Origin of the sequence: Aeromonas sp. R7-4, assembly GCF_040908055.1 — a bacterium.
Classification (GTDB): domain Bacteria; phylum Pseudomonadota; class Gammaproteobacteria; order Enterobacterales; family Aeromonadaceae; genus Aeromonas; species Aeromonas sanarellii.
In genome coordinates this window covers 12,515-32,902 of sequence record NZ_JBFODA010000022.1, presented here as the reverse complement: position 1 = coordinate 32,902, position 20,388 = coordinate 12,515, and the positions used below count along the sequence as shown (strand labels likewise).

General features: G+C 65.4%; 17 protein-coding genes. 8 read left to right on the top strand and 9 right to left on the bottom strand.

The features are described from left to right. Nucleotides 1-18: 18 nt before the first annotated feature. From prpC to prpF, 3 genes are all read left to right on the top strand, one after another. On the top strand, nucleotides 19-1,176 hold the full coding sequence (prpC, locus tag AB5Y72_RS03965; protein WP_042078526.1) for a 2-methylcitrate synthase: 1,158 nt from the start codon (nucleotides 19-21) through the stop codon (nucleotides 1,174-1,176). Beyond that, nucleotides 1,176-3,794, top strand: a complete 2,619-nt coding sequence (acnD, locus tag AB5Y72_RS03960) for a Fe/S-dependent 2-methylisocitrate dehydratase AcnD (protein WP_325783003.1) — start codon at nucleotides 1,176-1,178, stop codon at nucleotides 3,792-3,794. The genes prpC and acnD overlap by 1 nt, the downstream gene beginning before the upstream one ends. Before the next feature lie 71 nt (nucleotides 3,795-3,865). Beyond that, nucleotides 3,866-5,065 (top strand): 2-methylaconitate cis-trans isomerase PrpF, encoded by a 1,200-nt coding sequence (gene prpF, locus AB5Y72_RS03955; protein ID WP_325783004.1) that lies wholly within the window; start codon nucleotides 3,866-3,868, stop codon nucleotides 5,063-5,065. A 90-nt stretch (nucleotides 5,066-5,155) separates the two neighbouring features. On the opposite strand, the gene AB5Y72_RS03950 is transcribed toward prpF, so the two are convergent. Beyond that, nucleotides 5,156-5,410, bottom strand: coding sequence for a DUF6719 family protein (locus AB5Y72_RS03950; RefSeq protein WP_157005451.1), 255 nt, complete (start codon nucleotides 5,408-5,410; stop codon nucleotides 5,156-5,158). A 466-nt stretch (nucleotides 5,411-5,876) separates the two neighbouring features. On the opposite strand from AB5Y72_RS03950, the gene AB5Y72_RS03945 reads away from it, so the two are divergent. The 4 genes from AB5Y72_RS03945 to AB5Y72_RS03930 all read left to right on the top strand — a co-directional run bounded on the left by AB5Y72_RS03945 (nucleotide 5,877) and on the right by AB5Y72_RS03930 (nucleotide 9,444). Further along, entirely contained in the window at nucleotides 5,877-6,533 is a 657-nt protein-coding gene (locus AB5Y72_RS03945; protein ID WP_042078530.1) for a Bax inhibitor-1/YccA family protein, read from the top strand. 95 nt (nucleotides 6,534-6,628) lie between these two features. Beyond that, nucleotides 6,629-6,796, top strand: a complete 168-nt coding sequence (locus tag AB5Y72_RS03940; RefSeq protein ID WP_157005453.1) for a hypothetical protein — start codon at nucleotides 6,629-6,631, stop codon at nucleotides 6,794-6,796. A gap of 1 nt (nucleotide 6,797) precedes the next feature. Continuing rightward, nucleotides 6,798-8,939 (top strand): YccS family putative transporter, encoded by a 2,142-nt coding sequence (gene yccS, locus AB5Y72_RS03935; protein WP_325783005.1) that lies wholly within the window; start codon nucleotides 6,798-6,800, stop codon nucleotides 8,937-8,939. Between the two features lie 160 nt (nucleotides 8,940-9,099). Then, nucleotides 9,100-9,444, top strand: a complete 345-nt coding sequence (locus AB5Y72_RS03930; RefSeq protein WP_325783006.1) for a TusE/DsrC/DsvC family sulfur relay protein — start codon at nucleotides 9,100-9,102, stop codon at nucleotides 9,442-9,444. Between the two features lie 105 nt (nucleotides 9,445-9,549). Here the strand turns inward: AB5Y72_RS03930 and dedD are convergent, their stop codons facing one another. The 7 genes from dedD to AB5Y72_RS03895 form a co-directional block, all read right to left on the bottom strand. Then, nucleotides 9,550-10,353 carry a cell division protein DedD gene (gene dedD, locus AB5Y72_RS03925; RefSeq protein ID WP_325783007.1) on the bottom strand — a complete coding sequence of 268 codons (804 nt, stop codon included), beginning with the start codon at nucleotides 10,351-10,353 and terminating at the stop codon, nucleotides 9,550-9,552. A gap of 144 nt (nucleotides 10,354-10,497) precedes the next feature. After that, entirely contained in the window at nucleotides 10,498-11,751 is a 1,254-nt protein-coding gene (gene folC / locus AB5Y72_RS03920) for a bifunctional tetrahydrofolate synthase/dihydrofolate synthase (protein ID WP_325783008.1), read from the bottom strand. Nucleotides 11,752-11,753: 2 nt separating this feature from the next. After that, the gene (gene accD / locus AB5Y72_RS03915) at nucleotides 11,754-12,617 is read right to left on the bottom strand and encodes an acetyl-CoA carboxylase, carboxyltransferase subunit beta (RefSeq protein WP_209792798.1); all 864 of its coding nucleotides are present in this window, start codon (nucleotides 12,615-12,617) and stop codon (nucleotides 11,754-11,756) included. 119 nt (nucleotides 12,618-12,736) lie between these two features. Next, entirely contained in the window at nucleotides 12,737-13,546 is an 810-nt protein-coding gene (truA, locus tag AB5Y72_RS03910; protein WP_042078536.1) for a tRNA pseudouridine(38-40) synthase TruA, read from the bottom strand. Nucleotides 13,547-13,710: 164 nt separating this feature from the next. Next, nucleotides 13,711-15,816, bottom strand: a complete 2,106-nt coding sequence (locus AB5Y72_RS03905) for a FimV/HubP family polar landmark protein (RefSeq protein WP_325783009.1) — start codon at nucleotides 15,814-15,816, stop codon at nucleotides 13,711-13,713. Between the two features lie 286 nt (nucleotides 15,817-16,102). Beyond that, nucleotides 16,103-17,119 (bottom strand): aspartate-semialdehyde dehydrogenase, encoded by a 1,017-nt coding sequence (locus tag AB5Y72_RS03900; protein WP_042078538.1) that lies wholly within the window; start codon nucleotides 17,117-17,119, stop codon nucleotides 16,103-16,105. A gap of 141 nt (nucleotides 17,120-17,260) precedes the next feature. Beyond that, nucleotides 17,261-18,388 carry a 4-phosphoerythronate dehydrogenase gene (locus AB5Y72_RS03895; protein ID WP_325783010.1) on the bottom strand — a complete coding sequence of 376 codons (1,128 nt, stop codon included), beginning with the start codon at nucleotides 18,386-18,388 and terminating at the stop codon, nucleotides 17,261-17,263. 243 nt (nucleotides 18,389-18,631) lie between these two features. Here AB5Y72_RS03895 and AB5Y72_RS03890 point away from each other — a divergent pair, with 243 nt between their 5' ends. Next, a complete protein-coding gene (locus AB5Y72_RS03890) occupies nucleotides 18,632-19,354 on the top strand; it encodes a phosphatase PAP2 family protein (RefSeq protein ID WP_216991845.1) in 723 nt (240 codons plus the stop codon). Between the two features lie 63 nt (nucleotides 19,355-19,417). On the opposite strand, the gene AB5Y72_RS03885 is transcribed toward AB5Y72_RS03890, so the two are convergent. Beyond that, nucleotides 19,418-20,239, bottom strand: coding sequence for a MetQ/NlpA family ABC transporter substrate-binding protein (locus AB5Y72_RS03885; RefSeq protein WP_219142154.1), 822 nt, complete (start codon nucleotides 20,237-20,239; stop codon nucleotides 19,418-19,420). Nucleotides 20,240-20,388: the final 149 nt, after the last annotated feature.

The following is a 20,388-nucleotide window of genomic DNA, read 5'->3' as shown; positions in this document are numbered from 1 at the left end:
TGAATGAGGAAACATGTGATGAGCGCCATTCCCGAAACCACCGGCTTCAAGCCGAAGAAATCCGTCGCCCTCTCCGGCACCGCCGCCGGCAACACGGCCCTGTGCACCGTCGGCCTCTCCGGCAACGACCTGCACTACCGTGGCTACGACATCCTGGACGTGGCCACCAGCTGCGAGTTTGAAGAGATAGCCCACCTGCTGGTGCACGGCCATCTGCCCAATGTGGCGGAGCTCGCCGCCTACAAGGCCAAGCTCAAGGCCCTGCGCGGCCTGCCCACCGGGGTCAGGACCGCCCTGGAGCAGCTACCCCCGAGCGCCCACCCCATGGACGTGATGCGCACCGCGGTCTCCGTGCTGGGCTGTCTGTCGCCGGAGAAGGACGATCACAACCACCCGGGTGCCCGCGACATCGCCGACAAGCTGATGGCCTGCCTCGGATCCGTGCTGCTCTACTGGTACCACTTCAGCCACAACGGCAAGCGCATCCATGTAGAGACCGACGACGACTCCATCGGCGGCCACTTCCTGCACCTGCTGCACGGGCACAAGCCGCGTGACTCCTGGGTGCGCGCCATGCACACCTCCCTCATCCTCTACGCCGAGCATGAGTTCAACGCCTCCACCTTCACCGGCCGCGTCATCGCCGGCACCGGCTCCGACATGTACTCCTGCATCACGGGGGCCATCGGTGCCCTGCGCGGACCCAAGCACGGCGGCGCCAACGAGGTGGCCTTCGAGATCCAGAAGCGCTACGAGAACCCGGACGAGGCGGAGGCCGACATTCGCGCCCGGGTCGAGAAGAAAGAGGTGGTCATCGGCTTCGGCCACCCTGTCTACACCGTCTCGGACCCGCGCAACAAGGTGATCAAGGAGGTGGCGCGCGAGCTCAGCCAGGAGCAGCACAACACCAAGATGTTCGACATCGCCGAGCGCCTTGAAGAAGTCATGTGGGACGCCAAGAAGATGTTCCCGAACCTGGACTGGTTCAGCGCCGTCAGCTACCACATGATGGGCGTGCCCACCGCCATGTTCACCCCGCTGTTCGTCATCGCCCGCACCTCAGGCTGGTCGGCCCATGTCATCGAGCAGCGCATCGACGGCAAGATCATCCGTCCGAGCGCCAACTACGTCGGCCCGGAGGATCTCCAGTTCGTGCCGCTCAAGGAGCGCAAGTGATGATCAACAGCCAATATCGCAAGCCCCTGCCCGGCACGGCGCTCGACTACTTCGACGCCCGTGAGGCGGTCGAAGCCATCCAGCCCGGCACCTGGGACAGGCTCTCCTACACCGCCCGCGTCCACGCCGAGAACCTGGTTCGCCGGTGCGATCCGGCCATCCTCGGTGAGTGCCTCGACCAGATAGTGCACAACAAGCGCGATCGCGACTTCCCCTGGTTCCCGGCGCGCGTGGTATGCCACGACATCCTGGGCCAAACCGCCCTGGTGGACCTAGCGGGCCTTCGCGACGCCATCGCCGATCAGGGTGGTGATCCCGCCCAGGTGAACCCCGTGGTGCCGGTGCAGCTGATCGTCGACCACTCGCTGGCCGTCGAATGCGGCGGCTTCGACCCGCAAGCGTTCGAGAAGAACCGCGCCATCGAGGATCGCCGCAACGAGGATCGCTTCCACTTCATCAACTGGACCAGGCAGGCGTTCAAGAACATCGAGGTGATCCCGCCAGGCAACGGCATCATGCACCAGATCAACCTGGAGAAGATGTCGCCGGTCATCCACGCCGATCGCGGCCTGGCCTACCCGGATACTTGCGTCGGCACCGACAGCCACACCCCCCATGTGGACGCCCTCGGCGTCATCGCGGTGGGGGTGGGCGGACTGGAGGCCGAGAACGTGATGCTGGGGCGCGCCTCCTGGATGCGGCTGCCGGAGATCGTCGGTGTGGAGCTGACCGGCAAGCCGCAACCCGGCATCACCGCCACCGATCTGGTGCTGTCCCTCACCGAGTTCCTGCGCCAGCAGAAGGTGGTCGGCGCCTATCTGGAGTTCCGTGGCGAGGGCGCCGCCGCCCTCACCCTCGGCGATCGCGCCACCATCTCCAACATGGCGCCGGAATATGGCGCCACCGCGGCCATGTTCTTCATCGACCAGCAGACCCTCGACTACCTCAAGCTCACCGGCCGTGACGACGAGCAGGTCAGGCTGGTGGAGATCTACGCCAGGGAGGCGGGCCTCTGGGCCGACGCCCTGGCGGCAGCCCAGTACGAGCGCGTGCTGCACTTCGACTTGTCGACCGTGGTACGCACCCTGGCGGGCCCCTCCAACCCCCACCGCCGCCTGCCGGTATCCGCCCTGGCGGAGCGCGGCATCGCGGTGGATCTGGACAAGGCCCGCGCCCAGGAGGCGGACGGCCTGCTGCCCGATGGCGCCGTCATCATCGCCGCCATCACCAGCTGCACCAACACCAGCAACCCGCGCAACGTCATCGCCGCAGGCCTCCTGGCCCGCAACGCCAACAGGCTCGGCCTCAGCCGCAAGCCCTGGGTGAAGTCCTCCCTGGCACCTGGCTCCAAGACAGTCGCGCTTTACCTGAAAGAGGCCGGACTGGACGACGAGCTGGAGCAACTCGGCTTCGGCGTGGTGGCGTTTGCCTGCACCACCTGCAACGGCATGTCAGGTGCGCTGGATCCCGCCATCCAGCAGGAGATCATCGACCGGGATCTCTACGCCACGGCGGTGCTGTCGGGCAACCGCAACTTCGACGGCCGCATCCACCCCTACGCCAAGCAGGCGTTCCTCGCCTCCCCGCCCCTGGTGGTGGCCTACGCCATCGCCGGCACCATCCGCTTCGACATCGAAAAGGATGTGCTGGGGGTGGTGAACGGCAAGGAAATTCGCCTCAAAGACATCTGGCCGAGCGACGAGGAGATCGACGCCGTGGTCAAGGCCTCGGTGAAGCCGTCCCAGTTCCGCCAGGTCTATATCCCCATGTTCACCCTCGAGGAGGATAAAGGCCCCAAGGTGGCGCCGCTTTACGACTGGCGCCCGCAGAGCACCTATATCCGTCGCCCCCCCTACTGGGAGGGGGCCCTGGCGGGTGAGCGCACCCTCAAGGGGATGCGGCCGCTGGCGCTGTTGCCGGACAACATCACCACAGACCATCTCTCCCCCTCCAACGCCATACTGCGCAGCAGCGCGGCGGGCGAGTACCTGGCGAAGATGGGCCTGCCGGAGGAGGACTTCAACTCCTACGCGACCCACCGCGGCGACCACCTGACCGCCCAGCGCGCCACCTTCGCGAACCCCCAGCTGGTCAACGAGATGGCTGTGGTGAACGGCGCGGTGAAGAAGGGATCCCTCGCCCGGGTCGAACCGGAGGGCCGGGTGATGCGGATGTGGGAGGCCATCGAGACCTACATGGCGCGCAAGCAGCCGCTCATCATCGTGGCCGGTGCCGACTACGGCCAGGGCTCGTCCCGGGACTGGGCGGCCAAGGGGGTGCGGCTGGCCGGGGTGGAGGTGATAGCGGCGGAAGGCTTCGAGCGCATTCATCGCACCAATCTCATCGGCATGGGGGTGCTGCCGCTGGAGTTCAAGCCGGGCACCACCCGCCTGACCCTGGGCCTTGATGGCACCGAGACGTACGATGTGGTGGGTGAGCGCCAGCCGCGCGCCGATCTCGTGCTCGTTGTGCGCCGCCAGAGCGGCGAGGTGCTGGAAGTGCCCATGACCTGCCGCCTCGACACCGCCGAGGAGGTCTCGGTCTACGAGGCCGGTGGCGTGCTGCAACGCTTCGCCCAGGACTTCCTGGCGTCGACCGCGCACAAGGCCGCGAGCTAACGCCACCTCAAGACGGCAGCCACCCTGGCTGCCGTCTTCTATCCCGAACAAGCACGATCAGGACAATCTCTATGGCCCACACACCACAAGTCAGAATCCCGGCCACCTATATTCGCGGCGGCACCAGCAAGGGGGTCTTCTTCCGTCTGCAGGACTTGCCCGAGCGCTGCCAACAGCCGGGCCAGGCCCGCGACAAGCTGTTTATGCGGGTCATCGGCAGCCCGGACCCTTACGGCGCCCACATCGACGGCATGGGGGGCGCCACCTCCTCCACCAGCAAGTGCGTGATCCTCTCCAGGAGCAGCCAGCCCGATCACGACGTGGATTACCTCTACGGCCAGGTCGCCATCGACAAGGCGTTCGTGGACTGGAGCGGCAACTGCGGCAACCTCTCCACCGCCGCGGGGGCCTTCGCCATTCACGCAGGACTCCTGGATCCGGCCCGCATCCCGGACAACGGCATCTGCGTGGTGCGGATCTGGCAGGCCAATATCGGCAAGACCATCGTTGCCCACGTGCCGGTGACCAACGGCCAGGTGCAGGAGACCGGCGCGTTCGAGCTGGACGGGGTCACCTTCCCCGCCGCCGAGATCGTGCTGGAGTTTCTCGATCCCTCAGACGATGGCGAGGAGGGCGGCGCCCTCTTCCCCACCGGCAACCTGGTGGATGAGCTGGAGGTGCCGGATTCTGTTGTAAAGAGCGGCACCTTGAAAGCGACCATGATCAGCGCCGGCATCCCCACGGTCTTCGTTAACGCCGAAGAAATTGGCTACACAGGCACCGAGCTGCGCGAGGCCATCAACACCGATCCACAAGCCCTGGCCCGTTTCGAGCAGATCCGCATCGCCGGCGCCCTGCGCATGGGGCTCATCAAGAGCGCCGAAGAGGCGGCCACTCGCCAGCATACACCGAAGATCGCCTTCGTCGCGCCGGCCAAGGACTACAGCACCGCCAGCGGCAAGGAGGTCAACGCGAGCGAGATCGACCTGCTGGTGCGGGCCCTCTCCATGGGCAAGCTGCACCACGCCATGATGGGCACCTGCGCGGTGGCCATCGGCACCGCGGCGGCCATTCCCGGCACCCTCGTCAATCTGGCCGCGGGGGGGGGCGAGCGCGAGACGGTGCGCTTCGGCCACCCGTCCGGCACCTTGCGGGTGGGCGCAGAGGCGCGGCTGGTGAACGGGGAGTGGTCCGTCACCAAGGCGGTGATGTCCCGCTCCGCCCGCATCCTGATGGAGGGCTGGGTGCGGGTGCCGGGGGATGCGTTCTAGCCACCCCATCGGCGTTCGACCATAGAAAAGAGCCGAGGCGATCGCCCCGGCTCTCTTTGTTGCAGTGAGTTCACCCAGCAGTGTCCCGCCTCATTGCGGACGCGGCACGCACTCCACCTGGCGCGGGATATTCTTCTTCGCATCCCCTCCGATCAACTGCTTCACCTGACCGGCCGGACACCTGCCATCATCCACATAGCGCTTCTGCCCATGGGGCAGCGCCCCCGGGGGCGGATCCTGGCTCAGATATTCGATGGGGGCCGGCACCAGGGCGGCGCACCCCGTCATCAGTCCCGCCACCAGCAATGCCGCCAGCCACCTCACCCTCTTCCATGCAACCGCCATAGGCCACTCCCTCTGTGTGATCCGGATGCGCCGGGCTAGAGGCGCCCGGCCCGCATCGACTCAGGGGAGTGTAGCCATCCCGCCCCTTGGGCCGAAACCCGTCACGGGCGGCATTCCGACGATTCCAGACACAGCCGACACACGCCCTCCCCTGCCGCAGGCCAACCCTGACAACCGAGGAGGAAGGAGAGGCCTCGGCCCTCATGCCGCACAGGGGCGCCTTCAGGCTGGTCGACAGCCAGGCCGGGGAAGGGGGACGCCCTGCCATGGACAGGGGAGCGGTGCGGCCCAGAATGGCAACGACCTCCACTTGTTCATGCGCAATACATCTTTGCTCCGGGATAGTAGGCACCACGCAGGTGGGGAGGCGCTTGAAATCAGCGCTCGTCATCCACACATTCAGTGCATACAATGCGTTAACGAAGCACAATGGGTTGCTTCACCCGGAAATCAAGAGGACATCAAGATGGATACCCGTTCTATCTACACTGGCACCCAGGGTGCCGTGCGCGACACCAACAAGGTGCTGCGCAACACCTACATGCTGCTCTCCCTCACTCTTGGCTTCTCCGCCGTGGTAGCCGGGGTTGCGACCGTGATGAACCTGCCCCCCCTGCACTGGGCCGTGTTCCTCATCGGTGTCTACGGTCTGATGTTCCTGACCGAGAAGAACCGCGACAACGGCATGGGGCTGGTATTCACCTTCGCCCTGACCGGCCTGCTGGGCTATAGCCTCGGCCCCATCATCAACATGTACATGAACAACGGCGGCGGCGAGATCGTGATGACGGCGCTGGGCGGTACCGCGCTCACCTTCTTCGGCCTGTCTGCCTATGCCCTGACCACCAAGCGGGATCTCTCCTTCCTCGGCGGCATGCTGTTCGTCGGGTTCTGGGTGCTGCTGGTGGCCATGGTTGCCAACATCTTCCTGCAGATGAGCGCCCTGAGCCTGGCCCTGTCCGCCATGTTCATGCTGTTCTCCTCCGGCGCCATCCTGCTGACCACCCAGCAGATCGTGCGCGGCGGCGAGACCAACTACATCTCCGCCACCGTCACCCTGTATGTCTCCATCTACAACATCTTCCTGAGCCTGCTGAGCCTGCTTGGCGGCAACCGCAACTGATGGATGCTTAAGATGCACAAGACCCCGCTTCGGCGGGGTTTTTATTGGCACCTGTTTCTGTCAGGATAAGTTGCAAATCAAGGATATGAAGCTAAGTGGCCCTGATCCAAATCAGGGCCGTTTCGTTGTCGACGGGTTATGCTTTCGCTTTCGTTTCGCTCAAGGGTTGCCTTCATCCCATGCCGATGGATTTCTCCGGACTGCTGCGCCGGCTGCTGACCGACAGCCGCATCGATGTCACTTCGCTCAAGGGTGGTGCCTAGCATGCCCATGGACTTCTCCAGTTTGCTGCGCCGACTGCTGACAGACAGCCACATCTATTTCGCCCTCAAGGTCCTGCTCGCCATCCTGGGGCTGCTCGCTTTTGCGCTGGCCACCGGCGACATCCAGCTCACAGTGCTGCTCTCCCTCGGGGTGGTGGCGGGGGCCATCGCCGAGACCGACGACAGTCTCTGGGGCCGAGTCAAGAACCTCGCCATGACGCTGGTGTGCTTCCTGTTCGCCTCATTGTGCGTCCAGTATCTTTTCCCCACCCCCTGGCTCTTTGCCCTGGGACTCGCTGGGTCCACCTTCCTCTTCGTGATGGTGGGAGCCCTCGGTCAGCGTTACGCCACCATCAGCTTCGGCTCCCTGCTCATCGCCATCTACACCATGCTGGGGGCCGCCAAGGCACCGGATCTGCTCTATCAGCCGCTGGCACTGGGGGCCGGCGCCCTCTGGTACGGCCTGGTGTCGCTGGTCTGGCTCTGGCTGCTGCCCTACAAGACCCTGCACGAACAGCTGGCCCAGAGCTACTTCGCCCTCGCCCGCTACCTGCAGGAGAAGTCCCGCTTCTTCCCGGCGGACGAGCACGGCGCCCAGGCCATCCGCCACAACCTGGCCCAGCTCAACATAAACCTGGTCAACGCCCTGAACCAGGCCAAGACGGCGCTCAATGCGCGCCTCCATGCCCCCGGCCGCCACGGGGTGGCCCCCGAGCTCGCGGGCCTGCTGCGCCTCTACCTGCTTGCCCTGGAGATCCAGGAGCGGGCCACCTCCAGCCACTACCCCTACAGCAAGCTGGAAGCCGAGCTCAAGCAGGGCATCGTCCTCGACGGCTTCCAGGAGGTGCTGTCACAGCTTGCCGACGCCTGTCAGCAGCTCGGCTACGCCATCCTGGTGCACAAGCCCTACACCCACCACAAACGCATTCACTGGACCCTGGAGGCCCTCGGCGATCAGCTGGAGTTCACCCACCTCAAGCAGCACTACCCCAAGACCCTGCTGACGCCGATGAAGTTCCTGCGCCGCAACCTGGCCAGCATCAACCAGCTGCTGCAAAGCGCCGAGGAGCTGCAAAACCCCGCCGCGCCGTCCACCAGCCTGCCTCCCCTGGCACGACCGGTCGCCCTGCCCCTGCTGGCATTGGTCAGGCAGCACCTGACCCCGAACTCCATGGTGTTTCGTCACGCCCTGCGGCTCTCGCTGGGCCTGGTGGTGGGCTATGGCATCCTGCAGGCATTCAGCCTGGACAAGGGGTACTGGATCCTGCTCACCGTGCTCTTCGTCTGCCAGCCGAGCTACAGCGCCACCCGCCGTCGCCTAGTGCAGCGGATGCTCGGCACCTTCGCCGGCATCCTCATCGGCGTGCCCGTGCTCTGGCTCTTCCCCGAGCTGCACCTGCAGCTCGGGATCATGGGGCTCGCCGCCTTCCTGTTCTTCACCCAGGTGCGCAGCAACTACAGCGCCGCCGTCTGCTTCATCACCCTCTACGTGCTGATGGCGTTCAACCTGCTGGATGGCATCGGCTTCGCCATCCTGGGGCCCCGCCTGCTCGATACCCTGCTCGGCTGCCTGCTCTCCTACGCCCTGGTGGCCTGGCTCTGGCCCGACTGGCAATACAAGCGGCTGCCGACCCTGATTGCCAACTCCCTGTCCGCCAATGCGAAGTACCTCTCGGCGGTGCTCGCCAGCCTGCATCGCCAGCGGGACGAATCCCTCGACTACCGGGTGGCCCGCAAGTGCGCCCACCTCGCCGACAGCGAGCTGGCCATGGCCTGGCAGAGCATGCTGGTGGAGCCGAGCAAGCGCCGCCGCTTCCTGGATCTCTGCTTCACCCTCACCTGGCGCAACCACGCCCTGCTCTCCTACATCTCGGCGCTCGGGGCCCATCGCGACAAGCTCGAGCCCATCGAGGGGCTGGAGGAGATCAGCCGCCACATCAGCCAGACCCTGGAGCAGGCCGCCGGCCACCTGGCGGGGGAGATGCCGGCCCCGCTCGCGGGAGCCTGTCCGGCCATCGCTCCGGAGAGCAGCGAGGAGCAGCTGATGCTGAGCCAGCAGCTCACCCTCATCAGCCAGCTGGCGGACGAGCTGCTGATGCTGGCCAACGACGGCCAGTTGTTGACCCGGCAGGATCAGGCCTGAGGACGCGGATCTCGCGACCAGACCCCCTGGCGGCAGGGCCATGATCGGTAAAGGGACGCGGCGGAGCCTCCGCACCGGTTGCCGATCCGGGATCAAGGCGCTACCATGCCCGCCCAATCTCAATAACCCAGTCCCGACAGCCCCTTTGTGAGGAGCCCTTATGTCTGAGCATCATCAGCTGGAATTCAACGGCCAGGCCATCGAGACCGATGCCCAGGGCTATCTGCGCCACAGCGAGCAATGGAGCGAGGCGCTGGCCCTGGTGCTGGCCGAGAAAGAGGGGATAGTGCTGGAGGCGCCGCATTGGGAAGTGGTGCGGTTCGTGCGGGCCTTCTACCTGGAGTTCAACACCTCCCCCGCCATCCGCGCCCTGGTCAAGGCGATGGAAAAGCAGTACGGCCCGGAGAAGGGCAACAGCCGCTACCTCTACAAATTGTTCCCGGAGGGGCCCGCCAAACAGGCCACCAAGATCGCGGGCCTGCCCAAGCCGGTGAAGTGCATCTAGGCCTCCTCGGCTGCCCGATAGCCACACTGCCTCCCCCGTTTTGGACACAAAAAAAGACCGCGCCCATGTTGCCATGAGGCGCGGTCTTTTCATTTCATCACCCTGTCAGGGGTTGTAGGCCACCACTGAGCCGCTCAAGCCGGTCATCTGGCTGATCCGGCTCTGCATGCCCTGCAACTTTGCCTTGGAGACATCCGGCCCGATGAAGACCCGGTTGATCTGCCCCTGCACCGGGGTTCTCGGCGACGTCTGGGCCGAGTAGCCCGCCGCCCTCAGCTTGCTCACCAGGGCATTGACGCTGTCTGCATTCTTGAAGGCGCCGAGCTGCAGGATCCAGCTTCCCTGGGCCGACGTGGCGGCAGGAGCCGGGGCCGGCTGGGCCATCTTGCTCGCGATAAGATCATCCATGGATTTGATCTGGCCCGCCTGCGGCTTGGCCTCCACCGGCTTTTGCACCTCTACCGGCTTGGGGGGCACCGGCTTGGGCTTGGGTTGCTCCACCGGCTTCCTGGCGATCACTTCCGGCTTGGGCTCGGGTTTGGGCTGCGGCTTGGGTTGTGCCGCGGCCTGCACCGGCTGCTGCTGGGTGACGGGCGCCTGGTTGGTCACCGCCGGGTTGGTTCCCGCCTGATTGGCCAGGGTCACGGTGTCGCCGATCTCCTCCACCTGCCACTGGGTCGCGGCAGAGGCCTGCTGCTGGCTCGCCAGATGCTCGGCCGGCAGGGAGCTCGCCGCCGAGACCTGAAGGGCGGGCTTGGCGGGCTCCAGCTCCGGACGCAGCGGGATCTTGGCGAAGGCCTCGTCCTTCTGCTCCAGCTTGTTGCCGTCCATCAGGTCCGGCAGAAAGATGACCACCAGGGCGACCAGGATGACGGTCCCCACCAATCTGTTTTGAAACTTCGAAGCCAAGTTAATTCCCACCCATGTTGCTTAGTATTTTTGCAATTTTGCCGGCATCCACCATGAACGGCCCCTCACGCCATTCCGTTTTGAAACCTCAGCGCCAGGCAGCGCCCTGCCCGTGTCGCTGGACCCATGATGCGCAGAAACGGCTCAGGCGCTCGCCGCCAGCACGTCGGCGACAGTGTAAAACGAGCCGAACACGATGACCATATCGTCAGGACTCGACACGGCCAGAGCAGCCTCATAAGCCTCGCTCACCGACTCAAACTGCGCGGCCGGCCCCTGTTCACCCAGGGCGGCGGCCAGCTGGGCCGCCGTGGCGGCACGGGGACCGTGAAGGCTCGCGAGATACCACCCATCGACAAGCCCCTGAAGCTCCTTAAGGGAACCCGCCATGTCCTTGTCCTTGAGCATGCCCACCACGGCGCGGCGCTTGCCCTTGCAGGGAAGCAGGCGCAGCTGGCTCGCGAGATAGGCCGCCGAATGGGGATTGTGGGCCACGTCGACGATGACGGCGGGATCGCTTTGCAGACGCTGCATCCGCCCCGCGAGGCGGGCGTTTGCCAGCCCTTCGCGGATGGCGGACTCCGCCAGCGGCAGGCCGAGGGACTCCAGGGCCGCCAGCACGGTGACCGCGTTCATCAGCGGCAGGGCCGGCTTGGGCAGCCCCAGCCAGTGGTGCAGGCCGTGGTAATCCCAGTCGCCTTCGTGCTCTTCCCCGTGAAAATCGCGGCCCACCTGACGCAGGCAGGCGCCGAGGCGCGCCGCTTCGCTCGCTATGGTCGCAGGCGGATTGGGCTCCCCGCTGATGGCGGGTTTACCTTTGCGATAGACGCCGGCCTTCTCCACTGCCACCGCCTCCCGGGTATCCCCGAGCCAATCGCAGTGATCCAGGGCGATGGAGGTGATCAGGGCGACGTCCGATTCCACCACGTTGGTGGCGTCGAGCCGCCCCCCCAGCCCCACTTCCAGCAGGAGCACATCCGGGGCGGCGCGGCAAAACAGCCACAGACCAGCCAGGGTGGCGAACTCGAAGAAGGTGAGGGCAATGTCGCCCCGGGCCACCTCCACCGCGGCAAAGGCGGCGCAGTGCTCCTCATCGGGCAGCTCGGCCCCATTCACCCTGACCCGCTCGGCAAAGCGCAGCAGGTGCGGCGAGGAGTAGACCCCCACCTTGTAGCCCGCCGCCATCAGTATGCTGGCGGCCATGGCGCAGGAGGAGCCCTTGCCGTTGGTGCCCGCCACCGTGATCACCTTGAACGGCAGCTCGGTGAGGCCCATGCGCCGGGCGACGGCGCCGACCCGCTCCAGCCCCATGTCGATGTTGGCCGGGTGGATCTGCTCCAAATAAGAAAGCCAGTCGACCAGCGACCGGCTTTGGGATTGTTGCATGTGTGAACTCATCTTCAGTCTTCGATGACCTGAGTGTTCATCAGCTTGGCCAGCAGGCCGGCCAGGCGGTTGCGCATCTCGCGGCGGTCGATGATGAGATCGATGGCGCCCTTCTCCAGCAGGAACTCGGAGCGCTGGAAGCCTTCCGGCAGCTTCTCGCGCACGGTCTGCTCGATGACGCGGGGGCCGGCGAAGCCGATCAGCGCCTTGGGCTCGCCCACGTTGATGTCACCCAGCATGGCCAGGCTCGCGGAGACGCCCCCCATGGTGGGGTCGGTCAGCACGGAGATGAAGGGCAGGCCCGCCTTGGTGAGCCTGTCGAGCGCCGCACTGGTCTTGGCCATCTGCATCAGGGAGAACAGGGCTTCCTGCATCCGCGCCCCACCGGAGGTGGAGAAGCAGACCAGGCCGCGGCCCTCCTTGATGCTCTCCTCGACGGCGCGCACGAAGCGGGCGCCGACCACGGAGGACATGGAGCCCCCGATGAAGGAGAACTCGAACGAACAGGCGACGACCGGCACCCCCTTGAGGGTCCCCTTCATCACCACCAGCGCATCTTTTTCTCCCGTCTCTTTCTGGGCGGCAGACAGACGATCCTTGTAGCGCTTGGAATCCTTGAATTTCAAGATGTCTTGCGGCTCCAGCTCGGCCGCGACTTCACTGCGACCCTCGACGTCGAGGAAGCTCTCGAGACGGGCGCGGGCGCTGATGCGCATATGATGATCACACTTGGGGCACACTTCGAGATTGCGCTCCAGTTCTGCCCGGTAGAGCACCTGTTCGCAAGCAGTACACTTGGTCCACACCCCTTCCGGAATGTTGTGACGACGCGGTGTGGTGATCTTGCTCTTGGGAAGGATCTTCTCAAGCCAGCTCATGGAATTCCTTAATGCATTTGTGCCTGACAAAACACATCGAGCCTAGATTGTTCAATGACTTAAGGGCTCGATGGCAATAAACGACGGATCATTAAACCACAAATTTTCGGGCCCAGTTACTAAAAACTGGTCGTACCCGGTGCCGAGTCCGGCAGCCAGAGCGGCCCGAGGGGCAACTGGGGCAGGCCGAACTCGGCCGGGTAATCCACGTCCACCAGATAGAGGCCGCCCGCCTTGGCGGTGGGGCCCGCCAGGTTGCGATCCTTCGCCGCCAGCACCTCGGCAATCCACTCCACCGGCTGAAGACCCTGCCCCACCAGCAGCAGGGAGCCGGTGATGTTGCGCACCATATGGTGCAGGAAGGCGTTGGCCTTGATGTCGAGCACTATATAGGGGCCGGAGCGGCTGACGCACAGGTGGGTCACGTTGCGCCAGGGGGTGTTGGACTGGCAGGCGACGGCCCGGAAGGTGCTGAAGTCGTGCTCGCCCAGCAGGGACTGGCCGGCCTGGTGCATCAGCTCGGCGTCGATGGTTTCGTGGTAGTGGCTGACGCCGCTGCCGAGGATGGCCGGGCGGTAGTTGTGGTTGTAGATGACGTAACGGTAGCGACGGGCGGTGGCGCTGAAGCGGGCGTGGAAGTGCTCGTCCACCTCCTTGACCCAGCGCACGGCGATGTCAGGGGGCAGGTTGGAGTTGAGCCCCAGGGTCCAGGCCCCCTCGGCGCGATTGGACTCGGTATCGAAGTGGATCACCTGGCCGGTGGCGTGCACCCCCGCATCGGTGCGACCGGCACACTGGATGGAGACGGGGTGGTTGGCGATGCGGCTGAGGGCTTTTTCCAGCTCCTCCTGGACGCTGATCACTTCGCGCTGACGCTGCCAGCCGAAATACCGGCTGCCGTCATATTCAATACCTAGGGCAATTCGCATGGATAACGGTGTCTTCTGATGAAAGGATGCGGTGAAAGAAACGGGGCGGATTATACGCGCTCGGGCTCAAAAGTCCCAGACCGTGGAGGCGGCGGCACTCGTGGCCATCAAAGAGAGGGCAGCCCGCAGGCTGCCCTCTTGGTTCGTTCGCCGGCAAACGGCCCTTATCCCAGGCGCTTGAGCAGCTTCTGTGCCTCGGCGCGCTGGTGTTCGCTGCCCTGGGCTGCGGCCTCTTCCAGCAACTCCCGGGCGCTCTCCTTGTCGTCGATCTCGAGGTAGGCCCGGGCCAGATCCAGCTTGGCTCCCACCCCGCCGTCGTCGGCATCCACGTCGAAACCGTTGGACTCCGGCAACACCTCGGGGAAACCGTCCAGCCCCACGTCCAGGGAGAAGCCCTGATAGGGTTCCTGCTCCGTGCTGCTGGCGTTGGCCTCGGCCAGGAGCTTGTCTATCTCCACGTAGTCGTTGGCCTGCGCCTGCTCGCGGGGCTTCAGATCGCCTGCATGGGGCTCCACCTCGGCGAAGGCATCCTCGAAGTCCGCCAGGGCCAGCTCGTTGGGATCCCAGGCCGGGCTCGCCCCCTTGGTGGGTTCCAGCCCGAGTTCGGCCAGCATGTTGTCCACGTCATCCTTGCCATAGCCGGCCCCCTCCTGAGCGTCCTTGGCGGCAGGCGCGTCCTGGGCTGGCTCGCCAAAGCCGGTCTCCACATCGCTCAAGTCGAAGTTGTCGAACGGCTCGTCACGGCGGCTCCGGCTCTCTGCCTGGGCCTTGGCCAGATCCGCCTCGAGATCCGCATCCAGCTCGGCAAACAGGGCGGCCTGCAGCTCCTCCTCCGTCATGACCTCGTCGCGGGCACGGGGGGCGGCATCAGACTCGTCGGAGAGATCCAGTTCGGGCACCACGGGGAGATCGAAGCCTCCCTCGTGGGCCAGATCGAGCTCTGGCACCAGATCCGGATCCCGGTTCGCCGTCGCCACCGCGGGCTCCACGTCGAAGGCGGACAGGGCGGTCTCGTCATCACTGAAGATGACGTCGGCCGAGGCATAGGCTCCGCCCTGCTTACCGCTGCCATCCGGTTCGTTGAGATCCGGCATGGGGTGCAGGGGGTCTTCATCCGTGATGCCCACCGTCATCAGCTGATCGAACTCGCTGCTCTCGTCCCCCATCACCATGGAGGTCGATTCGGACAGGCTCTTCTCCTGCTCTTCCAGCTCGCGGCGTGCGCGGGCCCGCAGCCAGAGCGTCACCAGGGCCAGCACCAGCAGCACCGGCAGCAGGATGATCATGGCGAGGTTGAGCGGCGAGGAGAGCAGCTCCATCAGCCAGCTCTGCTTGGGCGCGGGTGCCACCACGGGGGGCACCGGCTTGGCCTTGAGCTCCGCCACCTCCTTTTGCAGCGCGGTCTGATCCTGCAACTGGGCCTTGAGGGTCTCCACCTCTTCGGTCAGGGATTGCAGGCGCAGCTTGAGCCTGTGGTTCATCTCGGTGACCTGGCCGAGCTGGGCGTTGGCATCTTCCAGCGCCAGCGCCATCTCGGTGGAGGGCTTGCCCACCGGGGTGGCGGGAAGAGGGGTTGGCGCCGTGCCGGCGGCGCTGCTCGCGGCACTGTTCGCTGCCACGGGGGCGGGCGCGGCCTTGGCGGTCTCCTTCACCTCGGTGGCAGGAGCGGTCACCTTGGGCGCCGCCGGGATCGGGGCCGCCTTGGGGGCGGCAGCAGGTTTGGCCGGCGCGGGCTGACTGGCGACGGGCTGCGCGGTGCGAGCCTGCTTGCTGGCCAGGTATTTGGGGCTCAGCCCCTTCCAGCTGGCGTTGTCGCTGTTGAAGCGGCGGCGCGCCTCGGCATCCGTGATGCGGCCCGCCTCGGCCGCCGTGGGCAGCAGGATGTGGGAGCCCACCAGAATGTGGTTGATGTTGCCATCGGCAAAGCTTCTGGGGTTCTTGTCATAGATGGCCACCATGGTCTGGTAGACGCTCACCCGATTGGAGGGGCGATGCTTGCTCGCCAGGCTCCAGAGGGTATCGGTGGGACGAACGGGACCATAACTGCCCGCCTTCGCAGAGGCCACCTGACGCACTATCGGCTCTGCCTTGGGCAATACGACGGGGGCCACGGGCTGGGCCTGGGGCTCTGGTTGCACCGCGGGGGGTGGTGAGCCGTCCGGCCCCTTGAGCTCGACAAAGAAAGGCTCTCGCCCCGCCTCGTCGGCCTGAACCGTGCCCAGAAGCCCCAATGCGAGTAGCGTTGCCAGCGTTATGCGGGAATGTCCCATATTCGTTCCTTCGTATGACGGCCCTATCACATTGAAAAATCTGGATAGTTACCCCAAAACAATCGGCTCAATATAAATCAGGCGCCGGCCTCAAGCCAGCGATCCGACATATTTCGCGCCCGGCCGCTGCCAAATAAGAGCCCCGGACGCGAACCAGAGTGTAGAAAAAAACCTAGTTCACTGATATCTCTCAAGATTCCAAAAACCGGAGAGTGGGTTCCCGGTCACATCCCGGCGCCACGGCGCCGGCGCAAGGGCGGGGTTCCCTCCCCGCCGCAGGCCGGCATCAGAGGTAGTCGCGCACCAGCAGTTCGGCAATCTGCACGCTGTTGGTCGCCGCGCCCTTACGAACGTTATCGGCCACGATCCACATATTGATACCGCAAGGGTGAGAAATATCCTGGCGTACCCGGCCCACCAGCACCTCATCCTTGCCGGTGGCGTCGCGCACCGGGGTCGGATAGTCGTGCTCGTCGTCAAACAGGGTGACGCCCGGGGCATGGCGCAGCAGCTCCTTCACCTGTTCGGCGTCCAGCGGCTGATGCAGCTCCACGTGGACCGCCTCGGCGTGGCCGTAGAAGACCGGCACCCGCACGCAGGTGGGGTTCACGGCGATGCTGGCATCCCCCAGGATCTTCTGGGTTTCCCACACCATCTTCATCTCCTCGCGGGTGTAGCCGTTGTCGGTGAAGGCGTCGATCTGCGGGATGAGATTGAAGGCGATCTGCTGCGGGTAGAGGGCGGGCTCCACCGGGCGACCGTTGAGCAGGTGAGCGGTCTGGCCCGCCAGCTCGCTCACCCCCTCCTTGCCGGAGCCGGAGACGGACTGGTAGGTCGCTACGTTGATGCGGGCGATACCCACCTCGTCGTGCAGGGGCTTGAGCGCCACCAGCATCTGGATGGTGGAGCAGTTCGGGTTCGCGATGATGTTGCGGTTGCGAAAATCCGCCAGGGCGTCCGGGTTCACTTCCGGGATCACCAGGGGGATGTCCTCGTCATAACGGAAGCAGGAGGTGTTGTCGATGACGATGCAGCCGTGCTCGGCGGCAATCGGCGCCCACTTGGCAGAGACCTCGGCCCCGGCGGAGAAGAGGGCTACTTGCACCTGGCTCCAGTCAAACGCCTCCACGTCCAGGATCTCGACGTTCTTGCCGCCAAAGCGCACCGTGTCGCCGGCACTGCGGCTGGAGGCCAGCGGATAGAGGGTGGCGACCGGGAAGCCGCGCTCCTCCAGGATCTCGATCATGGCCTCACCCACGGCGCCGCTCGCGCCCAATACCGCTACGTTGAATTGCTGACTCACTGTTGTCTCTCCTGTGATGCTGCCTGTCGGGGCCGGGCATGAGGCCCCCCGGGTGGCAAGCGTGATCGTCTGATGGCGGCCCGGCACCACGCCGGGCCGAGGCGAAGATCCGGCCTTGCGCCCGGATCCTCGCCGTTGAAATTAGGTTGATGCGCCCACGACGGCAAAGCCCAGGCGGGCCAGCCTGTCGTCGGCGAAGGGGCCCTTCACCTGCAGGGAGGAGAGCTCGCGCCGCTCCGGGTAGCGCTTGCGCTGCTCGTCGAAGCTACTGGGCAGCCCGATCCGGTTGCGAAAACGGGCGTCGTCCCGGCGCACGTCATAGATGAGGTGGACGAGCTGCTTGATGAGGCCCTGATCCGCCGGCTGGCCCGGCGTCACGTCGCGCACCTCGGGGGCGGGCAAGAGGGATTGCAGATCCTGGCGCGGCGTGCGCCCCAGCTGCCGGCAGAGCGCCTCATAGAGCATCCAGGTGCCGCGGGCCTTGCCCTCCAGGCTGTAGCCCGCGATGTGCGGCGTGGCTATCTCGGTGTAAGGCACCAGGGCTTCTAGGGGCTCGGGCTCCCCTTCCCAGACGTCCATCACCAGCCTGAGTGGGGCCGGGCCTTGCTGGCGGGCGAGCAGGGCCCGGTTGTCCCACACCTCGCCGCGGGAGGCGTTGATGAGGATCTGCCCGGCCGGACGAGCCGCTATCTCGCGCTCCCCCAGCAGGTGGAAGGTGGCATCCTGTCCCTCGCGGGTATAGGGGACATGGAAGCTGACGATGTCGGCGCCAAGGGCGGTCCGGTAGTCCACGTAGTCGCCGGCCGCGCCGCTGCGGACCCGGGGCGGGTCACAGCGCAGCACCTTCATGCCGAGCGCCTCGGCCTTGCCGGCCACGCTCTCGCCGGTGTTGCCGGCGCCGATGACGGCGAGGCTCATCTCGCTCAAGTTCAGCTCGTGGCGCTCGGCCAATACCAGCAGGGCCGAGAGCACATAGTCGCCGACCGACACCTTGTTGCAGCCGGGGGCGCTGAAGAAGGGAATGCCCCGTGCCGCCAGCAGGCCCTGATCGATGTGGTCCGTGCCGATAGTGGCGGTGCCGACGAAGCCCAGCCTGGGGCTGGTCGCCAGCAACGCTTCGTTGACCCGGGTCACGGAGCGCACCAGCAGCACATCCGCCTCTTGCAGATCCGCCGCCGTTATTGCTCTTCCCGGCAGGGGGATCACTTCACCAAATTCGGCAAACAGCTCCAGGGCATGGGGCATATTTTCATCAACGACGATCTTCATCGACACGGGTCTCAATCCACAAGGGCCACAGGCGCGCCATTCTAGCCCAAACGCACCGAATTTTCAGAGGCTTGTTCTCGAACGCCCCACCCGGCACAGAGGGGCGGCGCCGCCACGGGCTGGCGACCTCCCTGTGTAACAGCATGTTGCCCCACGCCGCCCCCGGCTTGACCGCTGGGGCCTGGCTGGCACAATGGCGCCTCCTTGTTAGCCGCGCACAGCGCCACCGACCAGAGCTCCGCCATGCCGACCCACTCCTCTTCACTGCCCCGCCGTCAGGTGCTTGGCTTCAACGCCGTGCTGCTGTTGCCACTGCTGTTGCTCGTCTGCCTGCCCTGGCAGCCCTTCATGAGCGACGCCCTGCACTCGGGCTGGCTGTGGTGGCCCTATGCCCTGACCCGGATGGTGGACCTGCCGGGCATCGCCGTCACCGTTGCCGCCCTGTTGCTGCTGACCCGACACAAGCTGACGCTGGATGGTCGCGCCCTGCTGGCGCTGGCCGGCGCCCTGTTTGCCGTACTGGCGAGCGACTGGATCATCAAGAGTCTCGTCAAACAGCTGACCGAGGAGCCCAGACCCTACCTTCTCTGGCTGGAACGCCAGGAGCTCATCCCCGCCATCCGCCAGTTCTATGCCGGCAGCCTGGCGCTTCGCGGCGAACAGGTCCACGCCGCGACCCAGTTGCTGGCGCTGCCCGCCTGGCTCGGCCAGCACTGGCAGGCAGAGGTCAACTACGCCTTCCCCTCCGGCCACAGCATCGCCGCCATGAGCCTGGCCCAGTTCTTCGGCCTGATCTGGCTGGCCCGCGCCCCCGCCGGGGTCTGGCTGCTGCCGCTCTGGGCCCTCGGCATCGGTCTGTCACGCACCCTGATCGGCATGCACTGGCCCCTGGACGTGCTGGCGAGCGCCCTGCTCGGCAGCCTGACCGCGCTCCTGGCCGCCCGCTGGTGGCTGCGCCACTACTGACGCCTCCCCTTTGTCCAATGAAAACGGGCACCTGGGTGCCCGTTTTCATTGCGCGTGCAACCTTCAACCCTTCTGTTGCCAGCCCTCAGGGTACTTGTAGCCGACGAAGCGCTTGGCGGCATAGGCCTTGAACTCGGGGGAGTTGTAGGCGGCCGCCACGTCCTTGGCGAACGGCTTGTCCGCGTCGGCGCTCTTCACCACCACCCAGTTGATGAAGTCGTAGCTGCGCTCGAGGAAGAGTCCGGAGCTGAACGGGATGCCGCTCGAGGCGGCGAAGTTGCCGTTGATGACCGAGAAGTCCACGTCCTCACGGGAGCGCGGCAGTTGCGCCGCCTCCAGCAGCACCAGCTTGAGGTTGTGGGGGTTGTTCACCACGTCGAACTCGCTCGCCTTGAGGGGATTTATCCCCTCCTTGAGGGTCAGCCAGCCCAGATCCTGCAGCATCAGCAGCGCCCGCGCCTGGTTGGTGGGATCGTTCGGGATGGCGACCGTGCTCCCCTCTTTCACCGCCTTCAGCTCCCCCAGTTTGCCGGCATAGAGCCCCATAGGGCCGGTCGGCACCTGGGTGATGGGCGCCAGCGACAACCCCCTGTCTTTGGAGAAGCTATCCAGATAGGGCTTGTGCTGGAAGCAGTTCACGTCCAGCGAGCCATCGGCCAGGGCGATGTTGGGGGTCACGTAGTCGGTGAATTCCACCAGCTTGACCTGGTAGCCCTTGGCCTCGAGCTGCGGCTTGATGGAGTCGGTCACCATGTCGGCAAAGTCCCCGACCGTGGTGCCGATGACGATCTCCTTCTTGGCCGGATCGGCGGCCAGAACGGAAAGCGGCAGGCTGCCGGCCAGCAGGGCCAGGGCGGAGAGGGTGAAGAAGGTACGACGCTGCATAGAAACTCCCTGTCTACATGATGATCAAAACGGTGGTCGTGGGTGTTGTGGAAGAAGAAACACCATAACCATCTAGCCATCCAAACGGCCAATTAAGGACACCATAACAGAGCTTTTCCTCATCGCCAAGCAACAAAACCGGGCAAGCT